This window comes from uncultured Veillonella sp. (assembly GCF_963522475.1).
In the GTDB taxonomy this organism is placed as follows: Bacteria; Bacillota; Negativicutes; order Veillonellales; family Veillonellaceae; genus Veillonella.
Window position 1 is genome coordinate 18,678 of record NZ_CAUQYW010000009.1, and the last position, 18,164, is coordinate 36,841.

At 41.3% G+C, this 18,164-nt stretch carries 22 protein-coding genes; all 22 read left to right on the plus strand.

Annotation, left to right across the window (positions count from 1 at the left end):
• The first annotated feature begins 345 nt into the window (after nucleotides 1-345).
• The 22 genes from RWP19_RS06260 (at nucleotide 346) to RWP19_RS06365 (ending at nucleotide 18,164) form a co-directional block, all read left to right on the plus strand.
• On the plus strand, nucleotides 346-618 hold the full coding sequence (locus tag RWP19_RS06260; RefSeq protein ID WP_314356959.1) for a VRR-NUC domain-containing protein: 273 nt from the start codon (nucleotides 346-348) through the stop codon (nucleotides 616-618).
• A complete protein-coding gene (locus RWP19_RS06265) occupies nucleotides 566-1,933 on the plus strand; it encodes a DEAD/DEAH box helicase (RefSeq protein WP_314356909.1) in 1,368 nt (455 codons plus the stop codon). The genes RWP19_RS06260 and RWP19_RS06265 overlap by 53 nt, the downstream gene beginning before the upstream one ends.
• 4 nt (nucleotides 1,934-1,937) lie before the next feature.
• Nucleotides 1,938-2,321 (plus strand): hypothetical protein, encoded by a 384-nt coding sequence (locus tag RWP19_RS06270; RefSeq protein WP_314356910.1) that lies wholly within the window; start codon nucleotides 1,938-1,940, stop codon nucleotides 2,319-2,321.
• Nucleotides 2,321-2,824, plus strand: a complete 504-nt coding sequence (locus tag RWP19_RS06275) for a DUF3310 domain-containing protein (RefSeq protein WP_314356912.1) — start codon at nucleotides 2,321-2,323, stop codon at nucleotides 2,822-2,824. Before RWP19_RS06270 ends, RWP19_RS06275 begins: the two co-directional genes overlap by 1 nt.
• Nucleotides 2,817-3,245 (plus strand): DUF1492 domain-containing protein, encoded by a 429-nt coding sequence (locus tag RWP19_RS06280; RefSeq protein ID WP_314356914.1) that lies wholly within the window; start codon nucleotides 2,817-2,819, stop codon nucleotides 3,243-3,245. Before RWP19_RS06275 ends, RWP19_RS06280 begins: the two co-directional genes overlap by 8 nt.
• An 840-nt stretch (nucleotides 3,246-4,085) precedes the next feature.
• Entirely contained in the window at nucleotides 4,086-4,616 is a 531-nt protein-coding gene (locus RWP19_RS06285; protein ID WP_314356916.1) for a hypothetical protein, read from the plus strand.
• 33 nt (nucleotides 4,617-4,649) lie between these two features.
• Complete coding sequence (locus RWP19_RS06290; protein WP_314356917.1) at nucleotides 4,650-6,971, plus strand: terminase gpA endonuclease subunit; 2,322 nt, start codon at nucleotides 4,650-4,652, stop codon at nucleotides 6,969-6,971.
• Nucleotides 6,972-6,979: 8 nt separating this feature from the next.
• Nucleotides 6,980-7,225, plus strand: a complete 246-nt coding sequence (locus tag RWP19_RS06295) for a DUF6148 family protein (RefSeq protein WP_314356918.1) — start codon at nucleotides 6,980-6,982, stop codon at nucleotides 7,223-7,225.
• Between the two features lie 9 nt (nucleotides 7,226-7,234).
• Entirely contained in the window at nucleotides 7,235-8,842 is a 1,608-nt protein-coding gene (locus tag RWP19_RS06300; protein WP_314356919.1) for a phage portal protein, read from the plus strand.
• Nucleotides 8,835-9,917 carry a head maturation protease, ClpP-related gene (locus tag RWP19_RS06305; protein WP_314356920.1) on the plus strand — a complete coding sequence of 361 codons (1,083 nt, stop codon included), beginning with the start codon at nucleotides 8,835-8,837 and terminating at the stop codon, nucleotides 9,915-9,917. Before RWP19_RS06300 ends, RWP19_RS06305 begins: the two co-directional genes overlap by 8 nt.
• A complete protein-coding gene (locus RWP19_RS06310) occupies nucleotides 9,917-10,255 on the plus strand; it encodes a hypothetical protein (RefSeq protein WP_314356921.1) in 339 nt (112 codons plus the stop codon). The genes RWP19_RS06305 and RWP19_RS06310 overlap by 1 nt, the downstream gene beginning before the upstream one ends.
• Before the next feature lie 13 nt (nucleotides 10,256-10,268).
• Nucleotides 10,269-11,318 carry a major capsid protein gene (locus tag RWP19_RS06315; RefSeq protein WP_314356922.1) on the plus strand — a complete coding sequence of 350 codons (1,050 nt, stop codon included), beginning with the start codon at nucleotides 10,269-10,271 and terminating at the stop codon, nucleotides 11,316-11,318.
• Nucleotides 11,319-11,332: 14 nt separating this feature from the next.
• The gene (locus tag RWP19_RS06320) at nucleotides 11,333-11,569 is read left to right on the plus strand and encodes a hypothetical protein (RefSeq protein WP_314356923.1); all 237 of its coding nucleotides are present in this window, start codon (nucleotides 11,333-11,335) and stop codon (nucleotides 11,567-11,569) included.
• The gene (locus RWP19_RS06325; RefSeq protein ID WP_314356924.1) at nucleotides 11,569-11,922 is read left to right on the plus strand and encodes a hypothetical protein; all 354 of its coding nucleotides are present in this window, start codon (nucleotides 11,569-11,571) and stop codon (nucleotides 11,920-11,922) included. Before RWP19_RS06320 ends, RWP19_RS06325 begins: the two co-directional genes overlap by 1 nt.
• Nucleotides 11,910-12,443: a hypothetical protein gene (locus RWP19_RS06330; protein WP_314356925.1), complete on the plus strand. Its 534-nt coding sequence runs from the start codon at nucleotides 11,910-11,912 to the stop codon at nucleotides 12,441-12,443. The genes RWP19_RS06325 and RWP19_RS06330 overlap by 13 nt, the downstream gene beginning before the upstream one ends.
• On the plus strand, nucleotides 12,443-12,922 hold the full coding sequence (locus RWP19_RS06335; protein WP_314356926.1) for a hypothetical protein: 480 nt from the start codon (nucleotides 12,443-12,445) through the stop codon (nucleotides 12,920-12,922). The genes RWP19_RS06330 and RWP19_RS06335 overlap by 1 nt, the downstream gene beginning before the upstream one ends.
• A gap of 9 nt (nucleotides 12,923-12,931) precedes the next feature.
• Nucleotides 12,932-13,159, plus strand: coding sequence for a hypothetical protein (locus RWP19_RS06340; protein WP_314356927.1), 228 nt, complete (start codon nucleotides 12,932-12,934; stop codon nucleotides 13,157-13,159).
• Nucleotides 13,160-14,599: a phage tail sheath family protein gene (locus RWP19_RS06345; protein ID WP_314356928.1), complete on the plus strand. Its 1,440-nt coding sequence runs from the start codon at nucleotides 13,160-13,162 to the stop codon at nucleotides 14,597-14,599.
• Between the two features lie 16 nt (nucleotides 14,600-14,615).
• Nucleotides 14,616-15,149: a phage major tail tube protein gene (locus RWP19_RS06350; RefSeq protein ID WP_278914764.1), complete on the plus strand. Its 534-nt coding sequence runs from the start codon at nucleotides 14,616-14,618 to the stop codon at nucleotides 15,147-15,149.
• 22 nt (nucleotides 15,150-15,171) lie between these two features.
• On the plus strand, nucleotides 15,172-15,459 hold the full coding sequence (locus RWP19_RS06355) for a hypothetical protein (RefSeq protein ID WP_314356929.1): 288 nt from the start codon (nucleotides 15,172-15,174) through the stop codon (nucleotides 15,457-15,459).
• Between the two features lie 169 nt (nucleotides 15,460-15,628).
• Nucleotides 15,629-17,968, plus strand: coding sequence for a hypothetical protein (locus RWP19_RS06360; RefSeq protein WP_314356930.1), 2,340 nt, complete (start codon nucleotides 15,629-15,631; stop codon nucleotides 17,966-17,968).
• On the plus strand, nucleotides 17,961-18,164 hold the full coding sequence (locus RWP19_RS06365) for a tail protein X (protein ID WP_060924349.1): 204 nt from the start codon (nucleotides 17,961-17,963) through the stop codon (nucleotides 18,162-18,164). Before RWP19_RS06360 ends, RWP19_RS06365 begins: the two co-directional genes overlap by 8 nt.

The following is an 18,164-nucleotide window of genomic DNA, read 5'->3' on the forward strand; positions in this document are numbered from 1 at the left end:
GCAACGGCAACACGTGTGGCAACAAAATCGGAAACACGAAAAAGGTAGATATTGTCTATTTTAAATACTGTTTGTTGCCGATGTTGCCGATTAATTACTATTAATAAAAAATAATAAATATATGAATAAATGGGTGTATATATATAAGCGTAAAAAACGCAAATACGCGTATATATATATATAGCAAAAAAAACGCCAACATCGGCAACACAACCTCGATGAAGCCAGTATTCATATAGGTTCGTGCGTGTTGCCGATTATTTAAATGAGAACGAGGTGAGAACGATAGAAAAAGACATCGAGCGATGGTTGGGAAATCAACTCAAAAAAATGGGGTGTATATATATGAAATTCGTGTCACCTGGAAATGATGGTGTCCCGGATCGGATTATTGTACTTCCTGGAGGCGGTGTTATATTCGTCGAACTAAAGGATACAAAAGGGAAGCTAATGGCTAACCAACGAGTACAGATTTCACGATTACGAAAGCAAGGCGCTTTGGTGTTTGTGGTAACCGGGATGTCTGATGCCAAGTTATTTGTTGAAGATATGGAAAGGGCGATACATGGACTTTCATCCACACGAGTATCAAAGCATTGCAATACAACGAATCATTGATAACACTCATTACGGATTGTTACTGGATATGGGTTTAGGTAAAACCATATCTACCCTTATTGCGATTGACCGGCTTATGTATGACTACTTTGATATTAAAAAAGTATTACTCATCGCACCTAAGAAGGTAGCGGAATCTACATGGGCCCAAGAATCGCAAAAATGGAGTGCTACAAGACGTTTAACGGTGGCTAAGGTATTAGGTTCCGAGAAGGAACGTATACACGCCTTAGAGAGTGAATCTGATGTTTATGTGATAAATCGTGAAAACGTGCAGTGGTTATATGAGTACTATCATAAGAAAAAATCGTTCCCTTTCGATATGTTAGTTATCGATGAAAGTTCTTCGTTTAAGAACCCACAGGCTAAACGGTTTAAGGCAATTCGTAAACTTCGACCTCTGTTTAAGCGTATCGTCATACTAACAGGTACACCGGCACCGAATACGTTGCTTGATATTTGGGCGCAGATGTACCTACTAGATGGCGGTGAACGATTAGGTAAGACGATTACCGAATATCGCACCCGGTATTTTACACCGGACAAAACAAACGGGCACGTCGTGTATAGCTACCGACTACTGCCTGGCGGTGATAAGGCGATATTCAGTAAGATGCAAGATATCTGTATGAGCTTAAAAGCGAAGGACTATCTTACACTACCTGAACGTATCGAAAACGTTATCACAGTAGAGATGAACCCGAAAGAATGGGAACTCTATAAACAGATGGAACGTGAGCACGTGCTTAGCTTGGCCAGTGATGACGATGTGAGTGCCCTCAATGCAGCAGCACTCGCCGGTAAATTGTTACAACTAGCGAATGGATCCATTTATAACGATGATGGTGAAATCGTAGTTGTCCATAACGAGAAGATTGAACGATTGAAAGAATTGGCAGAGACAAACGAAGGAAAACCGATGTTAGTGTTCTATAACTTCAAACATGACCTTCAATCGATTAAAGACGCATTCCCAAAAGCTGTCGAGCTTAAAACCGATGATGATGTAGCTGAGTGGAACAAAGGCAACATTCAAATGTTACTTGCCCATCCCGCATCAGCGGGGTACGGCTTAAACTTACAAGCCGGCGGTAATATCATCGTATGGTATGGGCTAACTTGGAGCCTGGAGCAGTATCAACAAGCTAATGCGAGACTACACAGGCAAGGACAAACACAACCCGTGATTATCCACCATCTAGTAACAAAAGGCACGATGGACGAGCAAGTCATGAAAGCCTTAGAACGTAAAGAAGCTGGGCAAGATGCCCTCTTAGAAGCTATTAAATATCGTAAAGAATTGTATAAGGAGTAAAAACATGAAAGCTATAATGGATATTAACATTAGAAGTAAAGCAGATGATAATTACGTGGACTACAGCGGGTATCACATAGTTGATATCGCTTTTGGCCCTCCTAAAGAGGAGGATGCGTATACATCATATGCGCTTAAGCGAATGGCGATAGAAGAAGTACTTGTGAGCATAGCCAGTAGAAAGTGGATTGCTTTGTATGGGAATATATTTGACCTTGAACTCGGGGCAGTAATGGTTAATGTGGGGCAATATGAAGCAATAGACGTGGAGGTGTGCCGAATAATGACAGATGACGAGTTCCGTCAACTTTATTTAAACTACTTGAAACAAGAGGAACGAAAAGCTGCCTCGGATTTGGCGGAAATTGGTAGCAAGGAGGATAAATAATGCAAAAGAAATGTAGACGATGCGGTGACACATTTACAGTAAAAACACACGAGGATTATTGTCCTGAGTGTGAGAAAGTTATGACACCACCTGGCGCAGGCGTGAGTAAAGAGATAACATGTGAGGGATGTGGCACAACCTTCATTCACAAAAAAGAAAAAGCGCAAGGTCGTTGGCCTAAATATTGTCCGGAGTGTCTACCTAAATACTCTAAGGTACCTAAGAAGAAGGAAGTGCAAGCTATTGCAGAAAAGGTAGTCAAAACTATCGAGGAGTCTGAAGCTAAGGCCTTCAAAGAAGATGTTATCAATCATCCTTCACACTACACGCGCGGTAAGATTGAGGTTATCGATTTTATCGAGGATCAACAGCTTCCATATCATCTCGGTAATGTTATCAAGTACATTGCACGAGCAGGGTATAAGGGTGACAAACTCGAAGACCTAAAAAAAGCAAGATGGTATTTGGATAGATACATCAAAGGGGCAATGCAGCATGAGTGACTATAAAGAAAAGGCGACTGCGTATCTGCAAGATATAAAGATGATAGCCATTCGAATTCAATCGCTACGGCAGGACATTCGCAAACTGCAGTACGATATCATCACCCTATCGGCGATTGATTATTCCAAAGACAGAGTATCAGGGGGCGGTACTCCAGTAGGGCTTGAAGGCGATGTGGCTAGACTTGTTGATACAGTCGATACCAAAAAACGGGAGATAGCAAAGCTTATTGCTAAAAGGGAAGAAGCAAGGGCTTTGATCGAAAAGATAGAATGTATACCAGGGCGTATTATATTATCGCAAGAGTACATTAACGGGGCATTCCCTAAGAAAGTACAAGCGATGATATATTACGAAAAGAGCAGTTACTTCAATTTAAAAAATAAAGCGTTGAACGAATTAGGGGAACTCCTTTCATAGTGGAGTACTTTGGAGTGTTTTGGAGTATTTTGGACTTAAATGAACCGACTTGACATAGTATAATGTAGTTGTGAAAGGTGTCATTAGTCATCTAACACAAATCCTCTCTTATACACAACTCGGCAAAAAGCACGGTGATGACGACCGTGCTTTTTGTTGTATGTAGCATTGTAAATACAGGGGCCCGTATTTATGATGTAGGCGATCGCGTAAGCTAAGGAGAGGGAATATGTAAAAATGAAATTTACCGCACAATGAAACCAGGGCGAGCCGAATTTGTCCACAGAATAATACTAAGCTTATACATTATGAGCTTGCCCTGTATCGTTGTACGCTGACATCTGATGACTGGAACTAGTAGTCCTCCAATAACTATATAGCCTAACAACAACCAACTAGTCATCGGATTTGAGCGTACAAAATATTAAAGGTGAGAAGGTATGAGCACAAAAGTCAAATGTATTAAACGTAAATGCCTGAATAACAAGAACGGCGTTTGCACAGCACAACTAATTGAATATGACGGCCTGTGTCAAACGTATATCACACACGACCACGCACACAAAAGCAATTGCGGATTATGCACGCGTTCACACGGCAGATTTAAGAGAAACAGCCGTGATGTATTAAGATAGCTTTTGGGGCAGTACGCGCGCTAAATAATAAAAAATAAATTTAAAATATTACACGTTTCGTTGAATTTTTGAGTAATTTTTTGGAGTAGGTTCTTCCAGAGAAAAATAAATTCTTGCGGTGGCCGAGACCCCAAAAATTGCCTAGATTTTAATTTTTTTATGACCTTGCTAGTGATACAGGTAATGAAAGGAGGCTGATTGATAAGTGAAAATTACAGATGATTTGAAAACAGCAACGGCCTCTCAGTCGAACCTGGCAAAAGCACTTGGACTCTCGCGTCAACGTGTTTCGCAACTGCTCCAAGAAGGGGTTTTAGCTACCGATGAAAAGAATAATATCCTGGTTATCAAATCCGTTATCAATTATGTCAAATATAAGGGGCAATCCTCTGCTGAAGAGGTAAGTAGTTCCGATGATGCGGTATTCGAGGTTGAAAAGGCCAAAAATGAACGCGCGAAACGCAAGATTGCCGAGTTGAAACTAGCCAAAATGAACGGCGAGGTGTACTCAGCAGATACTGTAGAACAGGTTATGACAGAAATGCTTGTCAATTTGCGCACTCAATTGTTAGGATTGCCAACAAAACTGGCGCCACAACTACAGAATGTGACAAAAGAGGAAGCATATAACCTGTTAACGCAAGAAATTGAGGATAAATTATCTGAATTAAGTGAATATACGCCGTCATTATTCATGGATAGTGATGAATTAGACGATGAAAAAGCGCCAAATTAGGCGCTTTTTTAATGCAAAAAAGGAGGTGATAGCATGAAAACGGCAAAAGAATTATGGCAATATGTATCTAAAATGGGACTAAAACCACTACCAAAAACCAGTGTTAGCCAATGGGCTGACGATTATCGCATGCTATCACAAGGCCTTTCTGCTGAACCAGGGCGTTGGAAAACGAGTAGAGCACCATATCAAAAGGATATTATGGATGCTTTCACGCAACCTGGTATCAATCGGGTAGTGGTTAAGTCAGCATCACAGGTCGGGAAGGCTCTTGATGTAGAAACACCAATTATGACAACTACAGGATGGAAACGCATGGGCGACTTAACCATTAATGATCAAGTTTTTGATGAAAATGGTAATCCTGTTCGAATAGTAGCAGTTAGTGAAGTGTGGAATAACAGACCTTGCTATGAAGTTAAGTTTTCAGACGGGGCAGTTATAATTGCTGATGAAAATCATGATTGGTATGTTGATGTAGATACTGATGGCACCTTTATCTTAGAAACAAAATCAATTTATAAAATTATTTATTGGTTAAATTCGAAAGTATGGATACACGAAACTTTTAGCAGACAAATAGTATCCATAACACCTGTTACGAATCGTGCAACAGTGTGTATCGAAGTCGATAGTCCAACACATTTATTCCTAGCTGGCCGTAATCTTATTCCTACCCATAACTCGGACATAATGAATAATGTGCTAGGTCGATACGCTCATCTTGACCCATGTGCGGTCATGATGATTCAACCGACTATTGAATTGGCTCAAGATTATTCAAAGTCTCGTATCTCTCCGATGATCCGTGATACGAAAGTACTATCACAAGTATTCTACGAAACAAAATCAGAAGACGGCGCCAAGACAAGAGATGGTAAGAACACAATCTTATCTAAACTCTTCCCTGGTGGTCGTCTTATCATGTGCGGTGCTAATAGTCCGGCAGGATTGGCATCACGTCCTGTGCGAGTTCTACTGGCTGACGAAGTAGACCGCTTCCCCGATAGCGCTGGCACAGAAGGTGACCCAGTAGACCTTGCTGCCAAACGTATGACAACTTTTTGGAACAGGGTCATGGGGTTATTTTCTACTCCAACAAATGAAGGTAGTTCACGAATCGATGTAGAGTATCAAACAGGCACACAAGAAGAGTGGCAACATGAGTGCCCTAATTGTGGTGAGTACCACTTGATACGACATACTGAGATGGAATGTGAGACAGAGGAACATAAGGACGCTAAAGGTCGGAAGATTGTAGTAGTTAGTGATGTAAAATGGCGGTGTCCAGATTGCGGATCTACATTTTCTGAAGACGAAATGCGGAAAGTTCCTCAAAAGTACATATCGAAAAACCCTGCTGCGTTGCATAATGGCATACGCAGTTTTTTTGTAAATGGATTCACGTCTCCGTGGCTAACATGGAATGACATCATGAGGGAATGGCTAGAGGCTAAAGGTGACCCTACTCGTGAAAAGGTAGTTATGAATACACGTTTCGGTGAATCATATGCACAACAAGGTGCATTCGAAGACTATCAACAATTCATTAGGCGCCGTGAAAAGTACGGCGCAGACCTTCCTGATGGTGTATTACTGCTAACCGGTGCCGTCGATACACAAGACAATCGGTTAGAGTATGAAATCACCGGTTGGGGGTATGGTGAAGAATGTTGGGGCATCTGTAAGGGCGTTATCTTAGGTCAGCCTGATAATAAAGCAACATGGGATGCACTTGATGCGGTGCTTGATAAGGTATACCGATTTAAGAACGGCACAGGCCTTAAAGTAGCGCGTGCTTTCATTGACTCAGGCGGTCACTACACTTCCAAAGTATATGAATATTGCGAAAAGAACTTCAGTAAGCAACGATTTGCCATCAAAGGTACGGCCGGAACACCTGGTATACCGTTAAATTATAAGATTGGTAAAGCTTCAGGAAGTAAGATTCCGCTTGTGATGCTAGGTGTTGACGATGGGAAACAACAGGTAATGAACCGGTTAGCCATCGATGAACCTGGTGCTAAGTACTTTCATTTCCCGTTGGATGAAGAATTCTTAGGAACAAGAGGGTACGATGAACTGTACTTCAAGGGGATTATTTCAGAACACAAAAAGAAAGTAAAACGTAAGGGCGTTATTCACGAGATATGGGAACCTACTGCAGGAGTTCGAAATGAACCTTTGGACTTACGCGTATACAACCTAGCTTGTATGAACTCAATCCATCCTGACTGGGATAGATTGGCGGAAGTAGTCAAAGGCGGAGGCCATTCTACTACAACAGCGACTAACCCGCGGAAGAAACCAATGAGGAAACGCGTTCGTAGAGCTAGTAAAGTAGCAGATATTTAGGAGGATGTATGGCAACTAGTTATTCAAAAAAGCCAAGGCTGATTGATGTGCGATTAGAATGGTACGTCAAAGCTGAGGAAGCAATATTGACCGGGCAAAGCTATACAATCGGAAATCGTACTCTTACAAGGGCAAATTTGGCTGAAGTAAGAAAAATGATTGATGATTTAGTGGCACGGGGTGCTAAATTACCAGATATGGACACTGATAATGGGCGCGGAAACAGATCAAAACGGGTAGTTTTTAGAGATTAGGAGGCTAAAATGGCGAGAAAAAACAAGAAATTTAGCGCTAAAATAGGCACTCCGAGGGCTCAAAATAGCGGATATAGTGAGGGTGGTGCCTCTCATAATAACAAATCATTGAAGGGGTACAATCCTAAAAAACTAGGTTATAAGGCTGATATTGGCGCAAATCTATCAACTTTGCGGGATAGGTCTGCAGATTTAGCCATAAATACACCAGTCGGCACGGCTGCGATCAACACGAGTACTACCCATACCGTTGGCGCAGGCCTCAATGTATTCCCTAAACCTAAATTTCAAATCTTGGGAATATCTGCAGAGGATGCCAGAGCGTGGGCACGTAAGGTGCGTGCAGAGTTCGATTTATGGGCAGACTCAAAAGACTGTGATATTTATCGCAAAAATAATTTGTACGATATGCAAAGTATCGCATATCAAGGGTATCTTACTGATGGTGATAGTTTTGCAGTGTTCAGACGTAAGCCCACTACGCCAGATATGCCATATACATTACGGCTTCAATTAATTGAAGGGAATAGAGTAAGCAACCCGCTCACCACTTCAACGTATGCTACAGGCGACCCAACTGGAGTTGAAGCACTTAATTCAGATAACGGAAATCGCATATTGAATGGTGTGGAAATTGATACTGACGGCGCAATTGTAGCTTACTGGGTGTCTAATCAGGTACCTGGCGAACCAATTACAAGTATATTAACGTCATGGGCAAGGGTTGAGGCCTACGGAAAGCGTACAAGCATTCCAAATGTATTACAGATTAGTAACGATACTAGACCTGAGCAGTACAGAGGGGTGCCTTATTTAGCCCCAGTCATTGAAACATTGAAGCAAGTTTATCGGTACACAAATGCAGAACTTACATCTGCGATTATTAAATCGTACTTTGCACTATTCTTTACTGAAGCCGTTACTAACTCCGGGTCGTTAAATGATATGTTGGCCGATAATGGTGTTGATGATCCAACGGAACCAGTAGTTGATGTATCAGAGTATAACTTAGGGCCCGGCACATTAAATGCCTTACCGAAAGGTGTGGATGTAAAGAGCGTGGATGCTTCCAATGCCCAATCTACTTTTGAAGTATTTAGTACCCAACTTATCAAACAAGTAGGTGCTGCACTTAACCAGCCTTACGAAGTATTGATGAAGAACTTCAACTCCTCGTATTCTGCGAGCCGTGCAGCAATGCTACAGGCGTGGGAAGAGTATAAACTACGGCGCAAGTGGTTCGCTCGTGATTTCTGCCAGCCTATCTATGAGATTTGGCTAATGGAAGCCGTAGCCAATGGACGAATTGAAGCGCCTGGTTTTTTTGATGATCCATTAATTCGAAAAGCATGGTGCAATGCTGATTGGTTTGGACCAACTATGTCCATCCTTGACCCTGTTAAGGATATGAATGGTAGTACCCTTCGTGTTGAGAATGGAGTTTCTACTCGTGAACGCGAGGCGGCTGAAATGACAGGGACAGACCTTGAAGAAAATATTGCACAACTTGCATTTGAAAAGCAACTCATGGAGAAATACGGCATGGGGCTAGCTGATGCGGTAAATCCTTCCGTTGGCTCTAAATCTGAAGCGAAAGGAGGTGAGGAGGATGAATAAATTCTGGTCTGTTAAGAATTTTGTAAATCAAGATGGTACTGGTCAATCCGAATTGATTTTGTATGGCGATATTTCTGAGACCTCTTGGTGGGGCGATGAAATTACACCACGTGAATTTGCAAGTGACTTAGCTAGTTGTAATGGTAATGAATTAACAATGCGCATCAACTCTGGAGGTGGTGACGTATTCGCAGCACAAGCTATTCACAATATGATCAAAGCCTATACTGGAAAAGTAACAGCACATATTGATGGCTTATGCGCAAGTGCAGCTACAATTATTGCATGTGCGGCTGATAAGGTGATCATGCCAAGTAATGCCCTTTACATGATTCACAATCCATCTGTATTTCTAGGTGATAGCTTTGACGCAGACGGATTAACTAAAATGGCGAATTATTTGGAAAGTGTTAAACAAACTATTGCAAACGTTTATTTGAGCCGTAGCGATGTTTTGACACCTGAGCAGATAAATACACTTATGGATGACGAAACGTGGCTTACAGCGGACGAGGCGAAGTCCTATGGCCTAATTGATGAAGTAGATATGGCAATTACAGATAGTGCAGTTATGAATAACGGAATGGTTATAGTGAACAAGGTATCTTGCAAATATTCTGCCAAAAATGAAGCCAAAATCAAACAATTTTTAACAAGTAAGGAGAAACCTATGACTGAAAACCAATTCATGGCAAGCTTAAAAGGTTTGCTCGGTATTTCTACAAACGAATCTGCGGAAAATGCAGCAGTAACAGCAGAACGCGAACGCGTTGAAACCTTAAACGCACTAAAAGGTAACAATGAAGTTATCAATCGTTTAGTAGATGTGGCTGTTAAAGAAGGTAAAACTGTAGATGAAGTAACACCTTTCATCTCCGCCGTATCCGATATTCCTGTAACTGATAACAAAGTAGTCGACCAAATTCGACAATTGGTTATCGATCAAATGGAATCCGGTGCAGATAAAGTGGCACCTCAAGGCGCATCTACACCAGAAACTAATGATGCAGTAGCTAAAGCTAGTGCAGTTGATGAAGTTGTAGCATATGCAAATGCTAAGAAAGGCGGTAAATAATGGCGTATTTCGAACAAGTAAATGGCGTCGCAGCTGATTACCTATTAGGTGGTGGCGGTGTGCCTGTATTAACTCAAAATGTAAAAGCAGCAGTTGGCGAGTACAAACGCGGACAAGTTCTTGAAAATAACGCTGGCACATTCCAAAAAATTGCAAGCGGTAAACCTGCAGGTATCGTGGTATCTGATACTACTACAACTACTGATCACAATGTAGTGACTGTATATGTCTCTGGTCGCTTTAATCGTGAAGTATTGGTAGTTGACCAAGCTTACAAAATTAATGATCATGAAGCGGACTTCAAGGACGCTCACTTATTCTTAACTAGCATTAAATAGGAGGAACTATATAATGGCAATTGATTTCAAAGATACGTTATCTTTAATGCAAGCTGTAGAACGAATGAAAACTCCGGCAAGTTTCTTGCTCGATACTTTCTTCCCACAAGTTCCAGCAGTAGCAACTTCTAAAAAAATCGCAGTAGAAACTCGTAAACGTGGTCGCACTCTAGCACCTTTTGTATCTCGTGGCGCATCTGGTGTAAATGTTAAACGTGCCGGCTCTAAAATTGCTTTATATGAAGCACCTATGATGGGCCCTCGTACAGTAATTGATCCTGAGCAGCTAGAACAACGTGCATTTGCGGAAAATATTGTATCTACAATGACACCTGCGCAACGTGCAGCACAAATGCAAGCTGAAGATTTGTCTTATTTGCAAGGTACAATCATCAATCGTAAAAACAAAATGGCGGCCGATTTGCTTACCACTGGTAAATGTAAAGTTGAAGGCTATGCTGATGATGGTGCAACTGTTCTAACTGATGAAATTGATTTTGAATTTGAACAAGACATCACACCTACTACTGCATGGGACCAAGCTGGCGCTGATATTTATGGTGACTTGAAAATGGCGTCCGAAAAAATTCAGGAAAATGCAGGTATCGTACCAACTGTTTTAGTTGTTGGTAAGAATGTTGAAAAATATATTCTTGATAATGCAGCTATCAACAAAATGTTGGCTATTCCTAATCGTGAAAACATGACAATGTTTAACTTTGCGCCTGAATACTTATCTCCACAAGTTCGTTATGTTGGCCGTATCATGTCCTTGAATATTGATGTATACGCATATCTTGAAACATATCAAGATGATGAAGGCAGATTAAAATCCTTTATCGGTGATGATGCTGCGGTATTAGGTGTTCCAGGTCGTGGTCGTCAACAACATGCGGCAGTAACATTGCTTAACGATGATAATCAATTCACTACATATGCAGGTATTTATGTTCCTTACTACTATGCTAATAAAGCTACACAAGAATTAACATTGTCTGTATACTCCCGTTGTGTATTGATTCCTGAAACTATCGACGATTGGGCTACTATTAAGACTAAATAGGGGGTAACCTACTTATGAAAATCAGAGTATTAAAGGGTTATTTAGCACATGAAGGCGAGATGTATGGCAAAGGTGAAGTAGTCGACATCAAAAAGAAAGCGATTGCGTTATCCTTGCTTGAATCTGAAAAGTTTGAATCTGCTGAAGATGATCCTATTGAAGTACCGGAGCCATTGGAAGTCGTTCCTGATGAACCGGAAGAAGAAATGGAATTACCTGAAGTTGATGCGGAAGCTGCGGTGAAAAAATAATGCGATTTAGAGATTACCTAGAAAGCGATATTGACGATGTATTCCTTAATGAAGACGAATTCGCCGAAGGGCATAATCTAAATGGCACAGTAGCTAAAGCGGTTATCCAATCGCCAACGGCGAGGGAGTCATTCCTATCGAATGGCTCTCACGTATCAAATGACGGATTGCACGGGGTGTCTGTATTTGTGCATTGCAAATTAACGGACATCCCTGAAATTCCATCACAGGGGAACGTATTCCGATTAGACGGAGATGTTTACGTCGTTCAAAGTGCAATGGAAGAAGATGGGTTAGTATCCATTGAATTAAGAGCAGAAGCTAGAGGCGGTGTTGACGGATGGTTGAGCTAGAACTTGATAAAAGTGCAGTAGCAACAATTGAAAAAGCACTGGAAACGTTAAAAGAAGATAGAGTTCGACGTGTCTGCCAAGCCGCATCAAAGCGCGCTGCAACGACTGCAAGAAAAGCAGGTACGCAAGCACTACGGAATATCTATGCTATTAAAGGTGTATCGGTTGTAAAGTCCGGTGTATCTATCAATAAATTGAATGATGGCACAGAAATGCGTATCAAAGGTGGATATACTAGCGCTCAAAAGTACTTCAAAATTAAATCACTTAAGCGAAAAGGTGTGTTTGTATCGATTAAAAAAGGTACAGAAACAAAGGTGCCCAATGGCTTTGTTAGTACATCCGGTATCTTTATAAAACGCCAAGGCAAGGACAGATATCCACTAAAGGGAATATATGGACCGGCTTTACCGCAAATGTTTGGTAATGAAACTGTTATGAATGCCATGCAAAAAGAAGGCATGGAAATGTATGAAAAGCGCCTATATCACGAATTAGAGCGCGCGTTAGGAGGTAACTAATGACACCATTAGACGTATCAGACGACATTGCTACCTATCTCATGAAAGAGTTGCGCAAGCTAAATGAAACCAGTGATGTTACCACGAGCCCTATTCGAGTATGGAGCGGTTTCTTACCAAGAGTGGATAAGAATGAAGACAAGCGCAAATTATGCCCTGCGGTAGTAGTGCATCCGTACTCTGTTAGTGATGCGGATAGTTCAACTGTAGGTATTACTGTATTGGTGACTACTTATGATGAAGCCTTAACTAAAGGACATATTGGACTGTATCACTTATTAGAGACGGTACGTGAGCGGTTATTGTCCGATAATCCAGTAGCACTTAAATATGAAATTAAGGATAATACCGTTAATACAACCATTCCTGATGACCAACCGTACCCTCAATGGGTCGGATATCTTGAATTTGAAGTGTATATTCCAGTTATTCGTAGAAACTTAAATGAGATATTCGCGTATAACAAAGCAATTGAATAGGAGACAACAATGAACCCTGTTGTATATGTTGGGCCTTCTTTCCGAGGTAGCCGGCTAAATCAATTCATGGTATTTAGCAATGGCGCGCCACTGCCGGAAGCGGAAGACCCTGTTTTTATGCATTTATTCGTGCCTTTAGACGAGCTTAATCAGGCAATGATTGATGTCAAAACACAAGGCACGCAATTAAATGTATTTTATGTAAACGCATTGAAAAATTATAAAGGAGTGAAGTAAATGGCCTTTTATCATGGCGTCAAAACAAGTGAGCAAGCTACCTCTGTAATTGCTCCTGTCCAAACTACTGCCGGTCTTCCAGTTGTGTTCGGTACTGCACCTGTACACCTTACAGAAGACCCTAGTGCGGTAGTCAACAAGCCAATCATCTGCTACAGCTGGGAAGAAGCTGTTCAACAACTTGGCTACTCTGAAGATTGGGCACATTTCACATTATGTGAAGCGATGTATGCACAATTCAAATTGTATGGTGTAGCTCCAATCGTATTTGTTAATATATTGGATCCTGCTAAGCATAAGAAATCCACTACAACAACTGCTACATTGGCAGAAAAGAAATGTGTAGTAAAAGCAGCCGTATTGCTTAATACCTTACAAGTATCTAGTGGTGGTCAAACAGGTGTAGCTAACACAGATTACACGGCAGCATTTGATGACAAAAATCAATTGGTTATCTCTGTTGTAAAAGGTGGAAAGTTTGATACAGCTACTACCTTAAACCTTACTTATGATGAACTTGATGTAGAAAACTTTGATTATAGAAATGTAATCGGCGGTGTGGATAGCAACGATAAAGCAACCGGCTTTGAATTGATTGATACAATCTATCATCATTTCGGCATTGTGCCAGGTCTTATTGCTGCACCGGGTTTCTCTCAAAATCCTACAGTAGCATCCGTTATGAAAGCAAAATCTCGTGTTATTAATAACTTATTTAGAGCGACAACATTAGTTGATATCGATACTACGCAAGTTGTTAAATACACAGATGCTTATGAATGGAAGAAAGGTAATAGCTATACAGGCGAATCCGAAGTCGTATGTTGGCCAAAAGTTCGCAATGGCGACTATGTGTTCCATATGTCTACGCATATTATGGGCATTATGGGTAAATGCGATGCATCTAATAGCGATATTCCTACGCTATCTCCTTCTAATAAACCTATGAACATCACTGGGTTATGTTTGGCTAATGGTAAGGAAGTTATGCTTACACATTCCCAAGCGAACTTATTGAACTCTCAAGGTATTATGACGGCTGTTAACATCAATGGTTGGGTATCTTGGGGCAACTATACAGGCGCATATCCAGGCACAACTGATGTTAAGGATACATTTATTTGTGTACGTCGTTTCAATGATTGGGATGACCAAACATTCATCTTAACGTATTGGCAAAAAGTGGATATGCCTGTTTTGCCACGTAATATCAAAACAATTCTTGATAGTGAAACAATCCGTCTTAACGGTCTTACTTCTCGAGGCTTTATTTTGGGCGGTCGTATTGAATTTAAAGAAGCAGAAAACCCTACAACAGACTTGTTGAATGGTATTATTCGCTTCCATAAATACCGTACGCCTCCAATTCCAGCGCAAGAAATTGAAAGTATTTCTGAATACGATGTTTCCTATTTCAAAACATTATTTCAAACAGTATAGAAAGGGGTAATTAATCATGGCATCTATCAACCAAGTGCCGGAAGTGCTTAATGACTTCCGTGTATATGAAGAAGGTTCTGACAACTGTTTAGGCGTTGCCAAAGTGGAATTACCTAGTGAATCTGTAATGACTCAAACTGTAAAAGGTGTGGGCATAGCAGGTGAAGTAGAAGCGCCAGTTATTGGGCACTACTCTTCTATGGAAACTAAACTTACTTGGAACACTCCAACCGAAACTACACACCGCCTTACAGGTGGACGTGGCGTGCGTTTAGAAGTACGCGGTGCTATCCAATGTTGGGATAGCGGTAAAGATAAATATGTAATTGTGCCTACACGTGCTGTTATTCGTGGCCGTGCTAAATCTAAAGAAAACGGCACATATGAATCTGGCAATACAATTGATGCAACGAACACAATCGAAACCACATATTTGAAACTAGAACAAAATGGCAAGGTAGTTCGTGAAATCGATAAATACGCATATAAGGATTCTATTTCTGATGGCACTGACTTCCTTGGCGATGTTCGTGCTGCACTCGGTATTTAGTCTGTAGAAAGGACGATCACTAATGAGTAAACAAAGTACTATGAACGAAACAACTGGTATTGAATTAGTAAAAGCAGGGCATTCCTTACAATTTGAAGGAATCAGCGGTTATACATTAATTAAATGTGAGAAGTCTGCAAAGCATGAAGATAAAACTATCACAGTTCCTGCATTATCCATGACGTATCAAGCACATGTAGCAGCTGCTGTATGCGGTTGTAAAGTCGATGATATTTATAGTCTTCCGGCTGCTGATTTCACTAGAGTGTGCTTAGAGGTACAGAATTTTTTGCTCAATTCCGAAAAATAACTGACCTAGAAAGGTATTTTACAGAGTGTGCGATTACGTGTAGTAAATACACAAGCACGTCAATGGATTACTTTATTCGAGAGCTAGACGTGGATGAGTTCATAGTCCACGTTCAGCTCATTAGTGATGGTATCGAGCGTGAGAATAAAGCGATGAAAGGGAGAAAATAATGGCCAATAAAGTCTTAGAAATGGCGATTGCCATTAAAGGTAAACTCGACGGCGGGTTATCCTCCTCTGTATCAAAAGCATCTCAGGAACTCAACAAACTATCAAACGCAATCAAGGAACAACAAGCACAATACAGAAAACTGCAAGCTGTCTCACAAAAGTCAGGGAATGTTAGTGATAGAAATGCGGCTATTGCTGCTGAGCAAAAACTGAATTCTATGTTACAAAGACAGGCCCAGTTGCGGTCTAATATTGCAAGTCAGACCGCGCATCAAAATGCTATCAGTAAAATGGGAGGTGCAAGCCCTTTAGCAGGAGCAGCATCCGCCGCGCAAGGTGCAAGCGCCGCAGTAAGTGGCGTTACAGGAAAGCTTGCAAATTTTGCTATGGTCGCAGCCGGTGGTTTTGGAATTGGTGCAATTATAGATAACGTTGTAAATGCGGGCGAGGCACTATACCAATTGTCCAATAAACTACATATGACAACTGCTGAGACGTCTCAATTTAAAAAGATTATGACGTTAAGCGGTGTGGATGTAGAAGTAGCTGCCAAATCTTTTGCCAAAATGGATAAGACTTTGGCTGGTGGTGGTAAAAGTGCTGAAGCATTGCAAGGATATCTTAGTCAATTTGGTGTGTCCTTGACCGATGCCAATGGTAAATTATTGCCTATGAATCAACAGTTGGATGCAATGGCTAAAGGGTACCAAAATGCGGTAGCACAAGGGCGCGGCCAAGAATTCATGCTTGAAACACTAGGTGCCAAAGGCATGGAGCTTACTAAAGTCTTTGAAAATTACGCAGATGCACAAGCAGCCGCATCACAAATTAAAGGTGTTGGTATAGATCCTAAATCACTCCATGAAATATGGCTACAGATGAACATCCTGAAAGCGGAAGCTACGCAGGTTGCATTAGGATTGGCGCAAGCATTTATACCGATTGCCCAGCAAATATTACCGGCATTGATACCGGTATTACAAGCTGTTGTAACGTTCATGAAGGATAATAAGGAAGCTATTGCAGCCGTAGTTACAAATGGATTGAAATTAGCCTTACTATATGGTACTGCTACAAAACTGGCATCGGGTATTACTACAATCACTACAGCTTTTAAAGGTGTAGAAACGGCAATGGGTGCTTTCAAAGCGGCGAGTGCTTTAATAGGTGGGCCTTGGGTGATTGCTATTATGGCGATTATTGCAGCGATATACCTATTAGTAACTAACTGGGATACTATCTGTGCTACCTTAACATCTGTTTGGGATAGTGTATGTTCTGGACTAAGTTCGATATGGGATAGTGTGTGTTCTGCTTTAAGTTCTGCATGGAGCGCCATTATATCGGGTATTATGACTGTGATAAATGGCCTATTATCAATAGGACTAAGCGTGTTCAATGCGTTGAAAGCGGCAGTAATAGCCTTCGTAAATTTATGGCTTAACTTACCAACATATATTGGTATGGCCGTAGGATTTATTATAGGTATTATTATGCGATTGCCTGAGATTGCGGTACAAGTTGGTACTGCTGTTATATCTGCCGTCGTATCATTTGCCACAGAGTGTTATAACTTCGCAGTTACTACTTTTGGGGCTATGGTTGATAGGATTTATAACTTCTTAATTAATTTACCTACCTACATGATTGCATTGGGGGCTGAATTCGTATCAGCGGTTATTTCGTTTGCTTCTGAAGCGTACGCTACGGCTACTTCTTGGATTAGTAATTTAGTTAATGATGTTATTAATTTCCTTGTGAACTTACCTAGTGCCTGTGCAGAAGCCGGAGCGGCGTTTGTAGCGGCTGCAGAGCAATGGGCGAGTGACGCCTATAATGCTGTGGTAAACTGGGTAAGTCAAATCCCGAGTGCGGTATCTAACGCAATTGCAGGGGCATGGGAAAGCATTAAGGCTCAATTTAGTGGAGGCTTTACTGTTGGCGTTTCCGCAGCTGGAGAGGTTGGTAAGAGAGCAAACGGTGGTGTTATTACATCCCCAGAATTATCATGGATAGGCGAAGCTGGTTATCCAGAAGTTGTAGTTCCTATTGATGGTAGTGCAAATGCTATGAATTTATGGCAAACGGCTGGACGAATGCTAGGTGTGAGTGGAGCGCAGACTGCTGCAGCACCTACTGTATCTCTAGCCCCTAGCTTACCTAAGACTTCAGCTAGTAGTAATAGCGGATCGCCTGTGCAAATCACATTCGCACCTGTCATTAACGCAGGTAATGGCTCAATAGATGATATTATGTCAGCATTAGACGCTAAAATGCGTGAATTTAAACAAATGATGCGTAGCTATACCACTGGGCAACGGAGGTTGAGTTATGACTAGTTATACAACAATACAAGGGGATATGTGGGACTTAATCGCCTATAAGGTGTATGGTAACGAACGATATATCAATTTATTGTTAGAAGCCAATCAAAAGCACCGTAATACGGCGATATTTTCCGCAGGTGTTGTGTTAACATGCCCAGATGTTCCTGCTGACTCTTTACCTGAATTCTTACCACCATGGAGGCGATAG